The sequence below is a fragment of the Cupriavidus gilardii genome (assembly GCF_013314895.1).
In the GTDB taxonomy this organism is placed as follows: Bacteria; Pseudomonadota; Gammaproteobacteria; order Burkholderiales; family Burkholderiaceae; genus Cupriavidus; species Cupriavidus gilardii_C.
The window spans coordinates 156,169-172,692 of the sequence record NZ_JABTYE010000009.1 but is presented as its reverse complement, the minus strand read 5'-3'; the positions used below and the strand labels follow the sequence as shown (position 1 = coordinate 172,692).

15 protein-coding genes are annotated in these 16,524 nt (G+C 68.3%); 6 read left to right on the top strand and 9 right to left on the bottom strand.

The window, feature by feature from the left end:
* Positions 1–24 precede the first annotated feature (24 nt).
* From HTY53_RS11470 to HTY53_RS11440, 7 genes are all read right to left on the bottom strand, one after another.
* Positions 25–1,617, bottom strand: a complete 1,593-nt coding sequence (locus HTY53_RS11470; RefSeq protein ID WP_174106689.1) for an MFS transporter — start codon at positions 1,615–1,617, stop codon at positions 25–27.
* Positions 1,614–2,732, bottom strand: a complete 1,119-nt coding sequence (locus HTY53_RS11465) for an HlyD family secretion protein (RefSeq protein WP_174106688.1) — start codon at positions 2,730–2,732, stop codon at positions 1,614–1,616. The genes HTY53_RS11470 and HTY53_RS11465 overlap by 4 nt, the downstream gene beginning before the upstream one ends.
* Before the next feature lie 17 nt (positions 2,733–2,749).
* A complete protein-coding gene (locus tag HTY53_RS11460) occupies positions 2,750–2,992 on the bottom strand; it encodes a hypothetical protein (RefSeq protein WP_174106686.1) in 243 nt (80 codons plus the stop codon).
* Between the two features lie 146 nt (positions 2,993–3,138).
* Entirely contained in the window at positions 3,139–4,134 is a 996-nt protein-coding gene (locus tag HTY53_RS11455) for a LysR family transcriptional regulator (RefSeq protein ID WP_174106684.1), read from the bottom strand.
* Between the two features lie 18 nt (positions 4,135–4,152).
* Positions 4,153–4,776 (bottom strand): FMN-binding negative transcriptional regulator, encoded by a 624-nt coding sequence (locus HTY53_RS11450; protein WP_174106682.1) that lies wholly within the window; start codon positions 4,774–4,776, stop codon positions 4,153–4,155.
* 157 nt (positions 4,777–4,933) lie between these two features.
* Positions 4,934–6,448 (bottom strand): PLP-dependent aminotransferase family protein, encoded by a 1,515-nt coding sequence (locus tag HTY53_RS11445; protein ID WP_174106680.1) that lies wholly within the window; start codon positions 6,446–6,448, stop codon positions 4,934–4,936.
* Between the two features lie 24 nt (positions 6,449–6,472).
* Positions 6,473–7,447 carry a LysR family transcriptional regulator gene (locus HTY53_RS11440; protein WP_174106678.1) on the bottom strand — a complete coding sequence of 325 codons (975 nt, stop codon included), beginning with the start codon at positions 7,445–7,447 and terminating at the stop codon, positions 6,473–6,475.
* 234 nt (positions 7,448–7,681) lie between these two features.
* Between HTY53_RS11440 and HTY53_RS11435 the strand changes: the two genes are divergently transcribed.
* The 4 genes from HTY53_RS11435 (at position 7,682) to HTY53_RS11420 (ending at position 13,432) form a co-directional block, all read left to right on the top strand.
* Positions 7,682–9,424, top strand: coding sequence for an IlvD/Edd family dehydratase (locus HTY53_RS11435; protein WP_174106676.1), 1,743 nt, complete (start codon positions 7,682–7,684; stop codon positions 9,422–9,424).
* Between the two features lie 46 nt (positions 9,425–9,470).
* On the top strand, positions 9,471–11,057 hold the full coding sequence (locus HTY53_RS11430; protein WP_174106673.1) for an aldehyde dehydrogenase (NADP(+)): 1,587 nt from the start codon (positions 9,471–9,473) through the stop codon (positions 11,055–11,057).
* A gap of 103 nt (positions 11,058–11,160) precedes the next feature.
* A complete protein-coding gene (locus HTY53_RS11425; protein ID WP_302480479.1) occupies positions 11,161–12,483 on the top strand; it encodes an MFS transporter in 1,323 nt (440 codons plus the stop codon).
* Between the two features lie 16 nt (positions 12,484–12,499).
* Positions 12,500–13,432: a dihydrodipicolinate synthase family protein gene (locus HTY53_RS11420; protein WP_174106671.1), complete on the top strand. Its 933-nt coding sequence runs from the start codon at positions 12,500–12,502 to the stop codon at positions 13,430–13,432.
* Positions 13,433–13,504: 72 nt separating this feature from the next.
* Here HTY53_RS11420 and HTY53_RS11415 read toward each other — a convergent pair whose 3' ends face one another.
* Complete coding sequence (locus HTY53_RS11415; RefSeq protein WP_174106669.1) at positions 13,505–14,806, bottom strand: UDP-N-acetylglucosamine 1-carboxyvinyltransferase; 1,302 nt, start codon at positions 14,804–14,806, stop codon at positions 13,505–13,507.
* Between the two features lie 145 nt (positions 14,807–14,951).
* Between HTY53_RS11415 and HTY53_RS11410 the strand changes: the two genes are divergently transcribed.
* A complete protein-coding gene (locus HTY53_RS11410; protein WP_174106667.1) occupies positions 14,952–15,104 on the top strand; it encodes a hypothetical protein in 153 nt (50 codons plus the stop codon).
* Positions 15,101–15,502, top strand: coding sequence for a hypothetical protein (locus HTY53_RS11405; protein ID WP_174106665.1), 402 nt, complete (start codon positions 15,101–15,103; stop codon positions 15,500–15,502). The genes HTY53_RS11410 and HTY53_RS11405 overlap by 4 nt, the downstream gene beginning before the upstream one ends.
* A 16-nt stretch (positions 15,503–15,518) precedes the next feature.
* Here the strand turns inward: HTY53_RS11405 and HTY53_RS11400 are convergent, their stop codons facing one another.
* Positions 15,519–16,442 (bottom strand): LysR family transcriptional regulator, encoded by a 924-nt coding sequence (locus HTY53_RS11400; protein ID WP_368040973.1) that lies wholly within the window; start codon positions 16,440–16,442, stop codon positions 15,519–15,521.
* Between the last annotated feature and the right edge of the window lie 82 nt (positions 16,443–16,524).

Here is a 16,524-nt window from a genome sequence, read left to right as displayed (position 1 = left end):
CCGCGGGGCCGGATCGCCATCCCGTCAATGCGCGGCGGTATCGCCAGCGTAGCGGCCGAGCGCCCCCTTGATCGCCAGCAGCACGGGAATCGCCACGACGAACAGCAGCGCCAGCGACAGAAAGCCGGCATTGAAGGCCAGCGCGCCGGCCTGGCGCTCCAGCAGCGGTTCCAGCGTGGCGCCCATCGCCATGGCCCAATCGATATGCGACAGTGCCTGGCCCATCGGCGATTCGGTCGACGCCGCGGCGAGCGGCACGTCCGCGCCCACCGGCAGGGTCTCGACCAGCGCAGTACGCGCGGCGCCATGGCGATGATGCAGATATGTCTGCAGAAAGGCGATGCCGATCAGTCCGCCGAACTGGCGGCCGAAGTTGAACAGCGCGGCGCCCTGGCAGGCCAGCTCGGTCGGCAGTCCGCCCAGTGTCACCAGCGTCAGCGAGATGAACATCAGCCCGAGGCCGAAGCCGCGGATCAGCAGCGGCGGGGTCATGTCGGGCAAGCCGCTGTACGCGGTGGCATACGCCAGCATCCCCATCGCCAGCATGAACAGCACGATGCCGAGCGGGATCAGCTTGAACGGCGCCACGCGCGTGTACTGCGCCAGTGCGCCGCCGAGCAGCAGGCCCAGCGAAGCGGTGGCCGCGCTCGAGCTCAGCAGATCGCCCGCATGGGTCGGGCTCAGCCGCAGCACATTGAGCGCGAAGGCGGGCAGCAGAAAGGCGCTGCCGAACAGCGCGAAGCCGGCCACGAAGCTGACGCAGAAGCCGAAGGCAAAATGCGGATCGCGGAACAGCCGCGCCTGCAGCCAGCGCGCGCCATCGCGCCGGCGCTGGCGCCATGCCGCCAGCAACAGGGTCGTCGCCGCCAGCAGCCCGGCCTGCACGATTCGTGGCGAGTGCAGCCAGTCGTGGCGATTGCCTTCCTGCAGCACGAAGACGGTGGCGACCGACGCGACGATCAGCAGCGCGATATCGATCGGATCGAGCGCGGACGGTGCCCCCGAGGCCGCCCCATCGCCGCACGGGCGGGCGGGTTCGCGACGAAGCGTCGGCAGCACCAGTCCCATCAGTCCCATCAGTCCCATCAGCCCCATCAGCCCGAAGGGCACGCCCGCCAGAAACACCTGACGCCAGGACCCATGATCGGTGACCCAGCCCTGCGCCAGCGGCGCCAGCGTGGTCGGCGCCATCACCGTCGCCAGCGCGAACACGGCCTGGCTCAGCGGCGTCCAGCGCGGCGGCGCATCGCGAAACAGCAGCGCCTGAGCAGTGGCGAGCATCAGCGCGGCGCTCGCGCCTTGCACGACCCGGCAGGCACACAGCATCGCCAGATCGAGCGGCAGCGATGCGGCCGCCGTAGAGGCCACCAGCAACACGCCGGACCACCGCAACACCGTGGGCTCGCCGAAGCGGCGCGCGACCGCGGCCGCGACCACGAAACCGGCCAGCTTCGCGGCGAAGTACAGGATGTTGAGCCAGGCCGCCTCGTCCAGCGTCGCCTGCAGACCGCCGGCGAAATGAGCGCGATTGACCATCATCAGCGTGCTGTTGATGGCGTCGGTGAGGGCCAGCAGCGTCACCGCGGCCAGCAGGATGGCGAAGCGCCGGCCCATCATCTGGCCTGCGCGAGTCGCTGCGCCAGCGGTGCTGCGGGGGCCGCCGCGCCGGTTCGCGTATCGATCGACACCACGGCCGACAGTCCCGGCACCAGCTTGCCGTGCAGCGGGCCGCCGCGCGTCGGCACGATCTTGACCGGCACGTGCTGCACGATCTTCGTGAAGTTGCCGGTGGCGTTGTCCGGCGGCAGCAGCGCAAATTGCGCGCCGCTGCCCGGCGACACGCTGGCCACCGTGCCGTCGATCGGCACGCCGGGATAGCTGTCGAACTCGATCCGCACCGGGCTGCCGACACGGATGCGGTGCAGCTCGGTCTCCTTCAGGTTCGCGACGACCCAGGACGCCTCGACCGGCACCAGCGCCAGGGCCTGCGTGCCGGGCTCGACGTAGCGCCCGACGCGGATCTGCCGATTGCCGACGATGCCGTCGACCGGCGCCCGCACCACGGTATTGCCCAGATCGATGCGCGCCAGCTCGAGCCGTGCCAGTGCGCTCGCTTCGGCGGCCTTGCCCTCTTCGATCTGCGCGGCGATCACCTCCAGGCGTCGGCGCTCCGCATCGAGATGGGCCACCGCGCCTTGCTCGGCCGCGGCCGCCTGCTCGGCCTCCGCGCGCGCCAGTTCATAGGTCTGGCGGCTGCTGGCGTGGGCCTCCAGCAGCGAGGCGTGGCGCCGATGATCAAGCTCGGCACGGCGCGTGGCCGATTGCCGAATGCGCAGCGTCGCCAGGGCCTGCTGGATCTGCGCCTGCTGCAGTCGGTGCTGGCGCTCGAGCGTCGCAAGCGCGGCGCGGCGCGCCAGCACATCGGCCTCGGCCTGACCGACCCGCGCCAGATAGTCGGCGTCGTCGATGCGGAACAGCACGTCGCCGGCGCGGACCGGCTGGTTATCGTCGACCGCGACGGCGCGTACATAGCCGGCCACGCGCGGCGCCACCGCGGTGACGTCGGCACGCACATAGGCGTTGTCGCTGGTGACCGTGTGTTGGCGGTGCTGCCACCAGCGATACCCGCCGTAGATCGCCAGCAGCGCGCAGAGGATCGCCAGCGTGGTGCGCACCGCTCGCCGCGATGGCCAGCGGCTGGATGGGGCCGGGACATTGGCTTCGGTTGCCATGCCGTTTGCTCCGCGGCCTAGCGATCGACGAAGGGGTCGTTCTGCCGGGCGCTCGGTCGCGGCCGGGGCCCGTCATTCAGCATGGGATGCCGGTGATTGATATCGCCGAGGCTCATGCCGATCGGCGTAGGGGCCGTGCGGGCATCGCCGGCGCTGGTGACGCCGCCGGTGTTGCCGTCTCCTTGCCGGGTGGCGCAGCCGGACAGCGCTGCTGCCGCGATCGCCAGCGCGATCGAACTGGGGTAGAACCGAAATGTCATCGTGGGCCCGGCATCGTCGCATGCCGCCTCATGGTTGAAGTGGCACGACTATAGGCAGGGCCGTCGGGCAGGGGAAATCGAACGAATCGATGGCCGCCATGCGGCGTTTCGATAGGCGCCTGCTGGTGGCGGCAAGCGCCCGGATGTCAGCCTTCGGCCTGCTGCAGCATGGCGGCGAAGGCGTCGGTCAGATGCCGGCGGACATAGCGATGCACCGGATCGCCGTCGGTACCGTTGTGCCAGTGCAGCCGGATTGCCACCGTGTCCTCGGTGCCGCGCACCGGCACGCAGGCGAGCGCTCCTTGCCGCATGACGAGAGGTGCGACGAGCGCGGGCAACACCGCGACCACCGGCGCGGTCTGCAGCAACCGGCTCAGCGTCAGCAGGCTTTCGACTTCGGTCGGCATGGCGCCGGCATGCTGCAATTGGCCCAGAAAGGCGTTGTTGGCTGAGCCGAGTTCGTTCGCATGCGACAGGCCGATCGCCTGCAGCGTGCGCAATTCGTCGGCGGCGACGCTGGCGGGCAGCGCCAGTTGTGCCGGCGCGTGGGCGCAGACGAGATGGCAACGATGCAGGTCCGCGCTGCGATGCCAGTCCTTCGTCGCCAGCGGCACGCCGGTGACCGCCATATCGATCTCGCACATGTCGAGGGCGCCCGGCATGCGAGCGGCCGGCATGGTTCGCGACACCAGCTGGATCGACGGCGCCTCGCGCGCCAGTGCGGCACACAGCACCGGCAGCAGCATCGCCTCCAACGGCTCCGGCAGCGCGATGCGCAGCCGCGCCTGCGCCAGTGAAGGATCGAATTCGCCGGCGGGCCGCACGAGGCCATAGGCATCGTTCAGCAGCGCGCGTACCGGTTCGATCAATGCCCTGGCCCTGGCGGTCGGCTCCATGCCCTTGGCGCCGCGCACGAACAGCGGATCGTCGAACAGCCGCCGCAAGCGCGCCAGCATATGGCTGACCGCGGGCTGGCCGAGAAACAGCTGGCGCGCCGCGCCGCTGACCGAGCGGTGGCTGGCCAGCGCATCGAAGGCAACCAGCAGATTCAGGTCCAGGCCGCGGAATTTCCGGTAGTCCAAGGGTTCGATGCTGCCCGAAGTCTGCGCCGCGTCGTTGCGTCGCCCGTCAAGCTGGTCCATCAAGTTCTCCGGCCGGCCTCAGATGGCGTCAAGCATCGCCTGGCCGAGCGCAACGTCGCCTTGCTGCTTGAGCGCTTCGGCCGCGCCGACCTTGTCGCGCAGTTCGCGATTCTGGCTCAGCTTGAACTTGCCGGCCAGCCGCGTGATGTCGATCTCGATCCCGACGATGGCCTTCAGCATCGTATCGATGTAGTCGGCCGGCGCGTCCGTCATCTTCCACGGCTCAGGCCGGGATGCCTCGTGAGCGCGTGTGAGACGCGCGACGACGCCCCTGACGTACTTCTCTTCATCGCGGACGGCGATCCTGCCGTGAGCATGGACCACCCGGTAGTTCCACGTGGGGACTTGCTTGTGGGTCTCGTGCTTGCTTGGGTACCAGGTCGGCGAGATATACCCATCCTCGGCCCGGAACACGACCATCACGTCGTCGCCGTTCTGCACGTCCCTCCAGACCGGATTGGCGCGGGCGACATGGGCACGCAGCGTGCCGTTCTGTCCGGTCGACAGATCCAGCTCGAACGGCAGATGGTTGGCGTCCAGGCCGTTCGCGCCATGCGTGACCAGCATCCCGAACGGATGCTCACGAATCAGGCGATGCAGCGCCTCGACGTCCTGCACTTCAAAATGGGGCGGGATGTACATGGTTCCGAAGCTCGAATAGGGTTGAGGTGGCGACCGGAGAGTCCGTCGCGATGATTGACGGCTCGATGATCGGCCAGTCGGCGACCGCAGGAAAGAGCCATTTTCGAGGTATTTCAATGGACCAGTATTCGGCGCCGGGCGCCGCGCGCATTCCGCTTCAGTCCGCGCGGGCTGCGCCCCTGGCACGGGCAGAGGATGTCAGCACCTCCGCCAGCGTCTTCACCGCAGCTTCGATCTGCTCGTTGGTGTAGCCGCCCAATCCGAGCACGAGGCCCGGGCGCGCGTTGGCGGTCGAATACATCGGCGAGACCGGCCTGACGGACACGCCGGCCTGCCTCGCGAGGGCGGCAACCGCTTCGTCGTCGAATCCTGCGGCGAGCCACAGTACCAGATGCATGCCCTGATCCTGCGGCTGAAGCCAGGCGAGCTCCGTCGGTATCCAGCGGTCGATGGTGGCAATCAGATGCTGGCGCCGATCGGCGTACACGAGCCGGACCCGGCGGATATGCCGGTCGAGGTGCCCTTCTTCGATGAAGGCCGCCAGCACGTGTTGCTCGGCGCTCGGCGAATGGCGATCGATCAGGACGCGGGCCCCGCAAAAGGCCGGCACCAGCGGGGGTGGAACAATGGCATAGCCGAGCCGCAGCGAAGGAAACAGGATCTTGCTGAAGGTCCCCAGATACACGACGCGGTCCGGCGCCAGTCCCTGCAGCGAGGGGAAGGGGTGCCCAACGTAACGCAGCTCGCTGTCGTAATCGTCTTCGACGATCCAGGCGCCGTTGGCGCGCGCCCAGGCCAGCAGCGCGTTTCTTCTCGCCATGCTCAACGGCATGCCAAGCGGATATTGATGCGAGGGCGTGACAAAGGCGACGCGCGCGTGCGCGGCCATCCCGACGCCAACCTCGACGTCCAGGCCGGAATCGTCGACCGGTACACGAACCATGCGGCCCTGGTGTCCGGTGCTCTCCAGAATGCCGGTGATGCCGCGGTAGGCCGGATCTTCGACCCATGCCAGGTCATCGGCGTCGAGCAGTACCTGGCACGACAGATAGAGCCCTTGTTGCGTGCCGGTGGTGACGATCACCTGTTCCGGTGTGCAATGCACCGAGCGCGCCCGGCGCACGTAGTTCGCTATGGCCGCCCGCAGCGCGGGCACGCCTTGCGGATCGTCGTAACCGGCCGGCGCGGCCGCCCGCAGCGCTCGCGTGCGATTTCCCAGGCGGCGCCAGACGTCGTCCGGCGCCGCAGGACCGACCGGGACCGAAACCGCAAAAGGCACTGGCGGCAGGGGCGCGAATTGCTTCGAGATCTCGGCGAAGGCCTGGGCACGCGCGTTCGGCAGCATGCGCGCCGAGGGTTCGTCGGCATGACCGGCCGGCATGCTGCTCTGCCGTGCGGTCGATAACGCTGTTGCCACTCTGGTCCCGGCACCGGCCTGTGCTTCCAGATAACCCTCGGCAATGAGCTGCTCGAACGCCTCCAGCACGATCCCGCGCGACACGTCCAATGCGCTCGCCAGATGGCGCGTGGAAGGCAGCAGCTCCCCCGGTTTCAGTTCCCCCCGCTGGATCGCCTCGCGCAATAACCGCGAGAGCTGCCTGCCGAGCTGTCCGGCGGACCGGTCCAGTTTGCCGATGGACGGCAGTTCCATTGCGTGACGGTGTCGTGCCATGAGTTCGGGGCTCGCGAAGCAGGGTCAATGCTGCAGGCTTGCGGCATGGCCATCGGCGTCCGCATAGACCCGGCGTGCCGCGGCACGCAGCGCCTCCACCATCAGGGTGGCGGCCGGGGACAGCAGGCGGTCGGTACGCGTGATGATGCCGAAGTCGTCCATGTGGCAGGGCACGTCCAGCGGCAGGATCGCCACCATGTCGTGCCGCGCATAGTACTCGGCGACATCGGCGGCCAGTACCGCCAGCATGTCGCTCTGCTCGATCATCTGCGTGACGAACAGCAGCGCGGCGGTCTCGACCACATTGGTCGGCGGCAACAGGCTGGCGCGCTGGAACATCAGGTCGAAGCGGTGGCGCAGCACGCTGCCGGCCGGCGGCACGATCCACGCCGCCTGCTCGAGGTCGGCCAGTGACAGCGCCGGGCCGTCCAGCAGAGGATGGCCGCAGCGGGCCACCACGCAGACCGGCTCGCCGGCGAGCGGTTCGTAGCGCAGCTGGAGCTTGTCGTGCTCGGCGAACAGCCGGGCCACGACCAGATCGAGCTTGTCCTGTGCCAGGCGCTCCAGCAGCACGTTGCTGTTCTCGATCTCCAGCGAGATGCGCACGCCGGGGTTCTCCCGCTTCAGTGCCGCGACTGCGGGCGGCAGCAGCTTGACGGCCGGCGAGGTGATCGCCCCGATCGCCACATGGCCCAGCCGGCCGGCCCGCAGGCCCATCACTTCCTGCTGCGCCTGATCGAGGCTGCCGACCACGGCCCGGGCATGGCGGATCATCGCCTCGCCATACAGCGTGGGCCGCATGCCGCGTGGCAGCCGTTCGAACAGGGGCACGCCCAGCATCTCCTCGAGTTCGCGCAGCAGCTTCGAGGCGGCGGGCTGCGTCATATTGAGAACCGCTGCGGCGCGGTGAATATTGGCTTCCTCTGCCAATGCCACCAGCAGCAGCAATTGGCGGGTCTTCAGACGGGCACGGATATACCAGGGTGGGGAAGTCGGCATCGGGTTAACACGGATATCTGAATCGATATCGCAATGGCGCGAATTTTCATTAGAAGGATATCCGATCGGTTTGTACACTGCCGCCTGTCGAAAACAAAACCACGCGCCAAAGACGCGACGCAGCCCGGAGACACCCTCAGCTGCCCCGATCCCGATGACGCCTCGTGCCGTGCGGCAGGTGCCGCGCGCCGGCGTTCGTCCCGCCGCATTCAGGCGTCGTATTCAGGAATTTCCATGTCGGATTCAAAACCCAAGCTCCGCTCTGCCCAATGGTTCGGCACTGCCGACAAGAACGGCTTCATGTACCGCAGCTGGATGAAAAACCAGGGCATCCCCAATCATGAATTCGATGGCCGCCCGATCATCGGCATTTGCAATACCTGGTCGGAATTGACGCCGTGCAACGCGCATTTCCGCAAGCTGGCCGAGCACGTCAAGCGCGGCGTTTATGAGGCCGGCGGCTTTCCGGTCGAATTCCCGGTGTTCTCGAATGGGGAATCGAATCTGCGTCCGACCGCGATGCTGACGCGCAATCTGGCGGCGATGGATGTCGAAGAGGCGATTCGCGGCAATCCGGTCGATGCGGTCGTGCTGCTCGCAGGCTGCGACAAGACCACGCCGGCGCTGCTGATGGGCGCGGCCAGCTGCGATGTGCCGGCGATCGTCGTCAGCGGCGGGCCGATGCTCAACGGCAAGCTCGACGGCAAGGACATCGGCTCGGGCACCGCGGTCTGGCAGCTGCACGAATCGCTGAAGGCGGGCGAGATCGATCTGCACCACTTCCTGTCGGCCGAGGCCGGCATGTCGCGCTCGGCCGGTACCTGCAACACGATGGGCACCGCGTCGACGATGGCCTGCATGGCCGAGGCGCTCGGCACCACGCTGCCGCACAACGCGGCGATTCCCGCAGTCGATGCGCGCCGCTACGTGCTGGCGCACATGTCCGGCATCCGCATCGTCGAGATGGCGAAGGAAGGGCTGTGCCTGTCGAAGATCCTGACGCGCGAGGCCTTCGAGAACGCGATCCGCACCAATGCGGCGATCGGCGGTTCCACCAACGCCGTGATCCATCTGAAGGCGATCGCCGGCCGTATCGGCGTGCCGCTCGAACTGGAGGACTGGACCCGCATCGGCCGCGATACCCCGACCATCGTCGACCTGATGCCGTCGGGGCGCTTCCTGATGGAGGAGTTCTACTACGCCGGCGGGCTGCCCGCGGTGCTGCGCCGGCTCGGCGAGGGGGGCCTGCTGCCGCATCCGGGCGCGCTGACCGTCAACGGCCGGACGTTGTGGGACAACGTCAAGGACGCACCCAACTTCAACGACGAGGTGATCCGCCCGCTCGATCGTCCGCTGATCGCGGACGGCAGCATCCGCGTGCTGCGCGGCAATCTGGCGCCGCGCGGCGCGGTGCTCAAGCCCTCGGCGGCGACGCCTTCGCTGCTCAAGCACCGCGGCCGCGCGGTGGTGTTCGAGAACCTGGAGCACTACAAGGCCCGCATCGTCGACGAATCGCTCGAGGTCGATGCCAGCTCGGTGCTGGTGATGAAGAACTGCGGGCCCAAGGGCTACCCCGGCATGGCCGAGGTCGGCAACATGGGCCTGCCGCCGAAGCTGCTGCGCCAGGGCGTCAAGGACATGGTGCGGATCTCCGATGCGCGCATGAGCGGCACCGCCTACGGCACCGTGGTGCTGCATGTCGCGCCCGAGGCTGCCGCGGGCGGCCCGTTGGCGGCCGTGCGCGACGGCGACTGGATCGAGCTCGATTGCGAGGCCGGCACGCTGCATCTCGATATCTCGACCGAGGAACTGGCCGACCGCATGGAGATGTTCCGGCCGCCGAAGCCGGAGGGCCGGGCCGGCGAGGGCGGGTATCAACGGCTCTATGTCGACCACGTGCTGCAGGCCGATCAGGGTTGCGATCTCGATTTCCTGGTGGGTTGCCGCGGTGCTGATGTGCCGCGCCACTCTCACTGAGCGGACGCGGTGCGCCAACCATGAACGGCAACCAGGAGAACACGCAATGCCATTGACCGGCAATCTGCTGATCGGCGCCGCCGCGCTGCGCGGCAGCGGCGAGGCCTTCCACGCAGTCCATGCGGCCAGCGGTGAAACGATCGCCGAACCTGTTTTTTACGGCGCCTCGAACGCCGAGGTCGAGCGGGCCTGCGTATTGGCCGCCGGGGCCTTCGACCCCTACCGTGCGCTGCCGGACGAAGCCCGCGCCGCCTTTCTCGACGATATCGCCGCCCGCATCGAGGCGATCGGCGATGCACTGATCCTGCGCGCGATGGACGAGACCGGCCTGCCGCGCGCCCGGCTCGAAGGCGAGCGCGCCCGCACCACCGGCCAACTGCGGATGTTCGCGGCGCTGGTACGCAGCGGCGACGCCTGGGATGCGCGCATCGAGCCGGCGCTGCCGCAGCGGCAGCCGCCGCGCACCGATCTGCGTCTGCGACGGATCGGCATCGGTCCCGTCGCGGTGTTCGGCGCCAGCAATTTCCCGTTGGCATTCTCGGTCGCCGGCGGCGATACCGCATCGGCGCTGGCGGCGGGCTGCCCGGTGGTAGTCAAGGCCCATCCCGCGCATCCGGGCACGTCGGAGCTGGTCGGCCGCGCGGTGCAGGCCGCCGTGGCCGCGGCGGGTCTGCCCGCAGGCGTCTTCTCGCTGCTGTTCGATGCCGGCCACGAGGTCGGCGCGGCATTGGTCGCGCATCCCGCCATCCAGGCGGTCGGATTCACCGGCTCGCGGCGCGGCGGCCTGGCGCTGATGGCGATCGCCGCGGCGCGGCCCGCACCGATTCCCGTGTATGCCGAGATGAGCAGCGTCAATCCGAATATCCTGCTGCCTGCCGCACTGGCACGGCGCGGCGAAGCGCTGGCGCGCGACTTCGTCGCCTCGGTGACGCTGGGCTGCGGTCAGTTCTGCACCAATCCGGGACTGGTGCTGGCGGTTGGCGGCGAAGCGTTCGAGCGCTTCGTCGCGGCCGCGGCCAGCGCGATCGCCGCCGTGCCCGCCGGCGTGATGCTGACCGCGGGCATCGCGCGCGCCTATGCGGAAGACGTCGAACGCCTGGCCTCGCATCCGGCGGTTGCCACGGTCGCGCAAGGTACCCACACGCCGGGCCGCGCCACCGCGAGCCTGTTCCGCGTGCACGCCGCCGATCTGCTGGCCGACGCGCGCCTGGCCGAGGAGTGCTTCGGGCCCTGCAGCGTGCTGGTCGAATGCAAGGATGCCGAGCAGTTGCGAGAGGTGCTGGAGCAGGGCGAGGGGCAGCTGACGGCGACGCTGCATCTGGACGATGCCGATCACGACGCGGCCCGCACGCTGCTGCCGGTGCTCGAGCGCAAGGCCGGCCGCATTCTGGCGAACGGCTTTCCGACCGGCGTCGAGGTCTGCGACGCGATCGTGCACGGCGGTCCGTTCCCGGCGACGTCGGACGGGCGCAGCACCTCGGTCGGCACCGCGGCGATCGAGCGCTTCCTGCGTCCGGTCTGCTACCAGAATCTGCCCGATGCGCTGTTGCCCGAGGCGCTGCGCGACGGCAATCCGCTCGGCCTGCGGCGCCGTGTCGGCGGCAAGCCGGAGGCAGGGCCTGCGCAAGCCTGATGCTTCGGCCGCGAGGCCATCCCGATTTTCAGAACAATGTGAGGAGACCACCAACATGAACAGCCATACCACGGCCGGGCTGGATCAGCCTGTGCCGCAGTCCATGCCGCAGCCCGTGCCGCTGCCGCACGAGCCGGCCGATACCGCGCCGGCCGAAGAGTCGCGCATCATCGGCATGCTGACCCGCAAGCTGATCCCGTTTCTCGCGCTGATCTATGTGGTCGCCTACATCGACCGCTCGGTGGTGGGCTTCGCCAAGCTGCATATGAACGCGGCGGTCGGCATCAGCGATGCCGCCTATGGCCTTGGCGCCGGGCTGTTCTTCATCGGCTATTTCCTGTGCGAGGTGCCCAGCAATCTGGCGCTGGAGCGCTTCGGCGCCCGCCGCTGGTTCGCGCGCATCCTGCTGACCTGGGGGCTGATCACGATGGCGATGGCGCTGATTCACAACGCCGCCACCTTCTACGTGCTGCGCTTCCTGCTCGGCGCCGCCGAGGCCGGCCTTTATCCCGGGATCCTGTACTTCCTGACCAAGTGGTTTCCGATGCGGCATCGCGCGCGCATCATCGGCCTGCTGGTGCTGGCGCAGCCGATCGCGCTGATCATCACCGGGCCGATCGCCGGCTGGGTGCTGTCGACGCCGGGGTTGTTCGGCCTGTCGAACTGGCAGACCCTGTTCGTCGTCAGCGGCCTGCCGGCGGTGCTGCTGTGCCTGCCGACGCTGCGGCTGGTGCCCGAGTCGCCGGCCGATGCCAGGTGGCTGTCGGCGCGCGATCGCGCCTGGATCGAGCGCGAGCTCGCCGCCGATCAGAAGACCTTCGCGCTGGAGTCGCACGGCAATCCGCTCAAGGCGCTGAAGGACAAGCGCGTGCTGTTGCTGTCGCTGCTGTTTCTGCCGTTTCCGCTGAGCATCTACGGGCTGTCGCTGTGGCTGCCGACCATCATCAAGCAGTTCGGCGTCACCGATGCCAATACCGGGCTGCTGTCGACGGTGCCGTATCTGTTCGCGGTGGTGGGGCTCTACCTCGTGCCGCGCCATTCGGACCGCAAGGGCGAGCGCTACTGGCATATCGTGGTGGTTTCGGGCGTGGCGGCGCTGACGCTGGCGGCCAGCGCCTGGGTCCAGACTCCGGCGCTGCAGTTCCTGTTCATCTGCCTGACGGCGTTCTCGATCTATTCGATCCAGGCGGTGGTATGGGCGTTGCCGGGCCAGTTCCTGACCGGCGCCAGCGCCGCGGTCGGCATCGCCACCATCAATTCGCTGGCCAACCTGGGCGGCTATCTGGGTCCCTACGGCATCGGCCTGATCAAGGACGCGACCGGAAGCCTCGCCGCCGGCCTCTATTTCCTCGCCGCGATGCTGGTGTTCGCGGTGATCATGACCTTCGTGGTACGCGCCGCACTCGAGCCGCGCACGCCACGCTGATACGGCAGTCCCGCATATGTCTTGCACCTACACGTCGCCGCGCTACCGCGGCATCTTCCCGGTGGTGCCGACCACCTTTACCGAAACCGGCGAGCTCGATCTGCAGAGCCAGAAGCGCGCGGTCGATTTCATGATCGATGCCGGCTCCGACGGCCTTTGCATCCTGGCCAACTTCTCCGAGCAGTTCGCGCTGTCGGACGACGAGCGCGAGGTACTGACGCGGACCGTGCTGGAGCATGTGCGCGGCAGGGTGCCGGTGATCGTCACCACCACGCACTACAGTACGGACGTCTGCATCGAGCGCAGCCGGCGCGCGCAGCAGATGGGCGCCGCGATGGTGATGGTGATGCCGCCCTACCATGGCGCCACCTTCCGCGTGCCGGAGGCGCAGATCCAGGAGTTCTACGCGCGGCTGTCCGATGGGATCGGCATCCCGATCATGATCCAGGACGCGCCGGCCAGCGGCACCGTGCTGTCGGCGCCGTTTCTCGCACGCATGGCCCGCGAGATCGAGCAGGTGGCCTACTTCAAGATCGAGACACCGGGCGCGGCCAACAAGCTGCGCGAGTTGATCCGGCTCGGCGGCGACGCGGTGGAAGGGCCGTGGGATGGCGAGGAGGCGATCACGCTGCTGGCCGACCTGGAGGCCGGCGCGACCGGTGCGATGACCGGTGGCGGTTTCCCGGACGGCATCCGGCCGATCATCGAGGCGCACCGCCAGGGCGATGCCGATTTGGCCTTCACGCTGTACCAGCGCTGGCTGCCGCTGATCAACCACGAAAACCGGCAGGCGGGCATGCTGGCGGCCAAGGCGCTGATGAAGGAGGGCGGCGTGATCGCCTGCGAAGCGCCGCGCCACCCCTTGCCGCCGATGCACCCGGAAACCCGCCGGGAGCTGATTGCGATCGCGCGCCGGCTCGATCCGCTGGTGCTGCGGTGGGCGAAATAGCGGTAGCAGACGGCAACGTGGCGGCCTAGGGCCGCCACGTGATACTTCGATGGCCGAGCTTTTCTTGCAGGCTTACTCGCCGTCGGTCCACTCCACATGCACGCCAAGGCTGCGCAGATTCTCGACGAAGCGAGGATGCGCGCGCCGGATCGGCGCCGCATTGCGGATCTCCGACCGGCCGTCGATGCTGGCGGCGACCATGAACAGCGCGATGGCCACGCGGATGATGTAAGGGCTTTCCACCACGGCCGGCGCCAGCGTGTTGCCGCCGAAGGTGATCAAGCGGTGCGGGTCCGACGAGAACACATGGGCGCCGAACTTCGACAGTTCGCTGGTCCAGCCCAGCGCACTGTCGTAGACCTTGTTCCAGAACATCGCGTTGCCCTGCGCCCGTACGCCCAGCGCGATGAAGATCGGCAGCAGGTCGACAGGGAAATAGGGCCACGGCGCGGCCTCGACCTTGGTCAGCACATTGCTGGTAAAGGGGGTCTGCACCTGCAGCGGGCCCGAGCGCTCCGCGCGCGACCAGCCATCCTCGTGCACGATGCGCACGCCGAACTTCTCGAAGGTGCGATCGATCAGCGGGAAGTTTTCCGGCGCGCCATTGCGCACCACCACATCGCCATTGGTGATCGCGCCCAGCGCGAGGAACGTCGTGATCTCGTGGAAGTCCTCGTCGAAGGTGAACTCGCCCCCGCCCAGCTTCTCGCCGCCATGCACGGTCACACGCGAAGTGCCGATGCCGTCGATGCGCGCGCCCATCATCGTCATGAAGCGGCAGAATTCCTGCACATGCGGTTCGGAAGCGGCGTTGGTCAGCGTCGAGGTGCCGCCGGCCGCGGCCGCGCACATCACGAAATTCTCGGTGGTGGTGACCGAGGCGTAGTCGAGCCAATGGTCGATCGGACGCAGCGGGCCGTCGCTGTGCAGCAGCAGCGAGCCTTGCGCGCGTTCGACCTCGCCGCCGAAGCGGCGGAAGATCTCGACGTGCGGGTCGATCTCGCGCACGCCCAGCGTGCAGCCCTTGACGTTGTCCTCGAGCCGCGCGACGCCGAAGCGGCTCAGCAGCGGCGGCACCAGCATGATCGAGGAGCGCATCTCCTCGGGCAGGTGGTGGCGGGCCGGGTCGAAGACGGTATCGCGGTGATGCAGGTCCAGCGTGCCGCTGTCGTGGTCCATGCGGACATCGCTGCCGAGCGTGCGGAAGATATCGAGGATCTTGCGCACGTCGGTGATGTCGGGCACGCCGTGCAACCGCACCGGTTGGTCGGTCAGCAGGGTGGCGCACAGCACCGGCAGCACGGCGTTCTTGTTGGCGGAGGGTACGATGCGGCCACGCAGTGGCGTGCCGCCATGCACGATCAGATTTGACATGAGGGAGAGCGTCGGCGCCGCGCCGGCGGGAGGGGCCGGACGGCGGTAAGCGGTGGAAACGGACGGCATTGTACTGCCCCGGGCGCCGGCGCGGGGGATCGCTGTCGCCCGCTATAATGCCCCCGGCTGCGGGCACGCCGCTCCCATGCGGCCTTTGCTTCGCCTGGGCTTTGTCGTGCGTCTCGCCGCCATCGCGCAGCACCGCGCCATCGCGCAGCACCGCGCCATCGCCCCGATCACCACCATCACCACCATCGCCACCATCGCGCAACACCGGCCTCGATCCGCGTCGACATGAACGCCCCCTTTCCGATCCGCAAGGAGTGTCCGCCCGGGGCCTGCGTCTGCGGGCGCGAACAGCTGCTCGAAAATCCGCAGGCAGACATCCGCGTGCTGCGGCTGACCAAGGAGGAAGAAAAGCGGCTGATCGCGCGGCTGGAGGACGTGCAGACGCTCGACGACCTGCGTCGCATGCAGCAGAAAATGCACGAGCTGCTCGGCATCACGGTGACGATCGAGCCGAGCATTCATGGCGTGCGTACCGTGCGGGGCTTCAACATCGAACTGGCCGAACAGTTGGGGTTGTGCAAGAAGACCCGGCAAACCATTCCGGCCGCGATCCGGCGCTGCCTGGAGCGCCATCCCGAGATCGCCTACGCGATTCTGGATGCGCAGGGGCTGCTGGGCGAGGGCTGAGCGCGCCTCGCGCAATTCAATTCCACGGCGCCCCATCCGCCCATGCGCGATCGATCTCGTCGATCAGCCGGCGCACCTTCGGCGACAGATGGCGCCGGTTCGGATAGACCGCGCACACGGGCGCGCCCGGACCGGTGAATGCCTCCAGCACCGGCACCAGCGTACCGGCCCGCAGATCCGCGCCGACCAGGAAAGCCGCGATCTGCACCAGTCCCGCGTCGGCCAGCGCCAGGTCGCGCATCGCCTCGGTATTGTTCATGCGCCAGCGGCCCTCGATCGCCAGGTTGCACTCGCGGCCGTCGACGGTATAGCGCCACGGGGTTGCCATGCCGGCGTGGGTATAGACGATGGTGTCGTGCCGCGCGATATCGTCGAGCGTGGCAGGCGTGCCGTGCCTGGCCAGATAGCTCGGCGTGGCACAGGTCACCAGCCGGTGGGGCGCCAGCACCCGGCGGATCAGCCCGCTGTCGTGCTCGCCGCCGACGCGAATCGCCAGGTCGATGCCGTCGCGCACCAGATCGCTGTACTCGTCGGAGAAGCTGACCTCGGCCCACAGCTCGGGCCATTGGGCCAGATACCGGCGCAGGATCGGCACGATATGCAGGCGCCCGAGCGTGACCGGCAGATCGATGCGCAGCCGGCCGCGCGGCACCTCGTTGCGCCAGGCCAGCGCGGCCTGCGCTTCGTCGACCTCGGCGAGGATGCGCACCGCATGCTCGTAGAACAGCCGGCCCTCGTCGGTCAGGCTGACGCTGCGCGTGGTCCGCTGCAGCAGGCGCGCGGCCAACCCGCATTCCAGCCGGCCGATGCATTTGCCGACCGCCGAGCGGGAAATCCCCAGCCGCTGCGCCGCCAGCGTGAAGCTGTGCGCCTGCGCGACCTGCACGAAGGCGCGCACGTCGCCGAGGTGATCGAGCGCGATGCCTTCCCCATTAGGCACGATTCGTCCCCAGTGTTGCGAAAGTTGGCTACTTTATCACCGCATTGGCACCGATTACGCTTGCCGGACACGCGGGCGGCCC

Bases quoted from the DNA above. Each gene is read 5' to 3' on its own strand.
- HTY53_RS11470 (WP_174106689.1), bottom strand. From the start codon at position 1,617: ATGATGGGCCGGCGCTTCGCCATCCTGCTGGCCGCGGTGACGCTGCTG.
- HTY53_RS11465 (WP_174106688.1), bottom strand. From the start codon at position 2,732: ATGGCAACCGAAGCCAATGTCCCGGCCCCATCCAGCCGCTGGCCATCG.
- HTY53_RS11460 (WP_174106686.1), bottom strand. From the start codon at position 2,992: ATGACATTTCGGTTCTACCCCAGTTCGATCGCGCTGGCGATCGCGGCA.
- HTY53_RS11455 (WP_174106684.1), bottom strand. From the start codon at position 4,134: ATGGACCAGCTTGACGGGCGACGCAACGACGCGGCGCAGACTTCGGGC.
- HTY53_RS11450 (WP_174106682.1), bottom strand. From the start codon at position 4,776: ATGTACATCCCGCCCCATTTTGAAGTGCAGGACGTCGAGGCGCTGCAT.
- HTY53_RS11445 (WP_174106680.1), bottom strand. From the start codon at position 6,448: ATGGCACGACACCGTCACGCAATGGAACTGCCGTCCATCGGCAAACTG.
- HTY53_RS11440 (WP_174106678.1), bottom strand. From the start codon at position 7,447: ATGCCGACTTCCCCACCCTGGTATATCCGTGCCCGTCTGAAGACCCGC.
- HTY53_RS11435 (WP_174106676.1), top strand. From the start codon at position 7,682: ATGTCGGATTCAAAACCCAAGCTCCGCTCTGCCCAATGGTTCGGCACT.
- HTY53_RS11430 (WP_174106673.1), top strand. From the start codon at position 9,471: ATGCCATTGACCGGCAATCTGCTGATCGGCGCCGCCGCGCTGCGCGGC.
- HTY53_RS11425 (WP_302480479.1), top strand. From the start codon at position 11,161: ATGCCGCAGCCCGTGCCGCTGCCGCACGAGCCGGCCGATACCGCGCCG.
- HTY53_RS11420 (WP_174106671.1), top strand. From the start codon at position 12,500: ATGTCTTGCACCTACACGTCGCCGCGCTACCGCGGCATCTTCCCGGTG.
- HTY53_RS11415 (WP_174106669.1), bottom strand. From the start codon at position 14,806: ATGTCAAATCTGATCGTGCATGGCGGCACGCCACTGCGTGGCCGCATC.
- HTY53_RS11410 (WP_174106667.1), top strand. From the start codon at position 14,952: ATGCGGCCTTTGCTTCGCCTGGGCTTTGTCGTGCGTCTCGCCGCCATC.
- HTY53_RS11405 (WP_174106665.1), top strand. From the start codon at position 15,101: ATGAACGCCCCCTTTCCGATCCGCAAGGAGTGTCCGCCCGGGGCCTGC.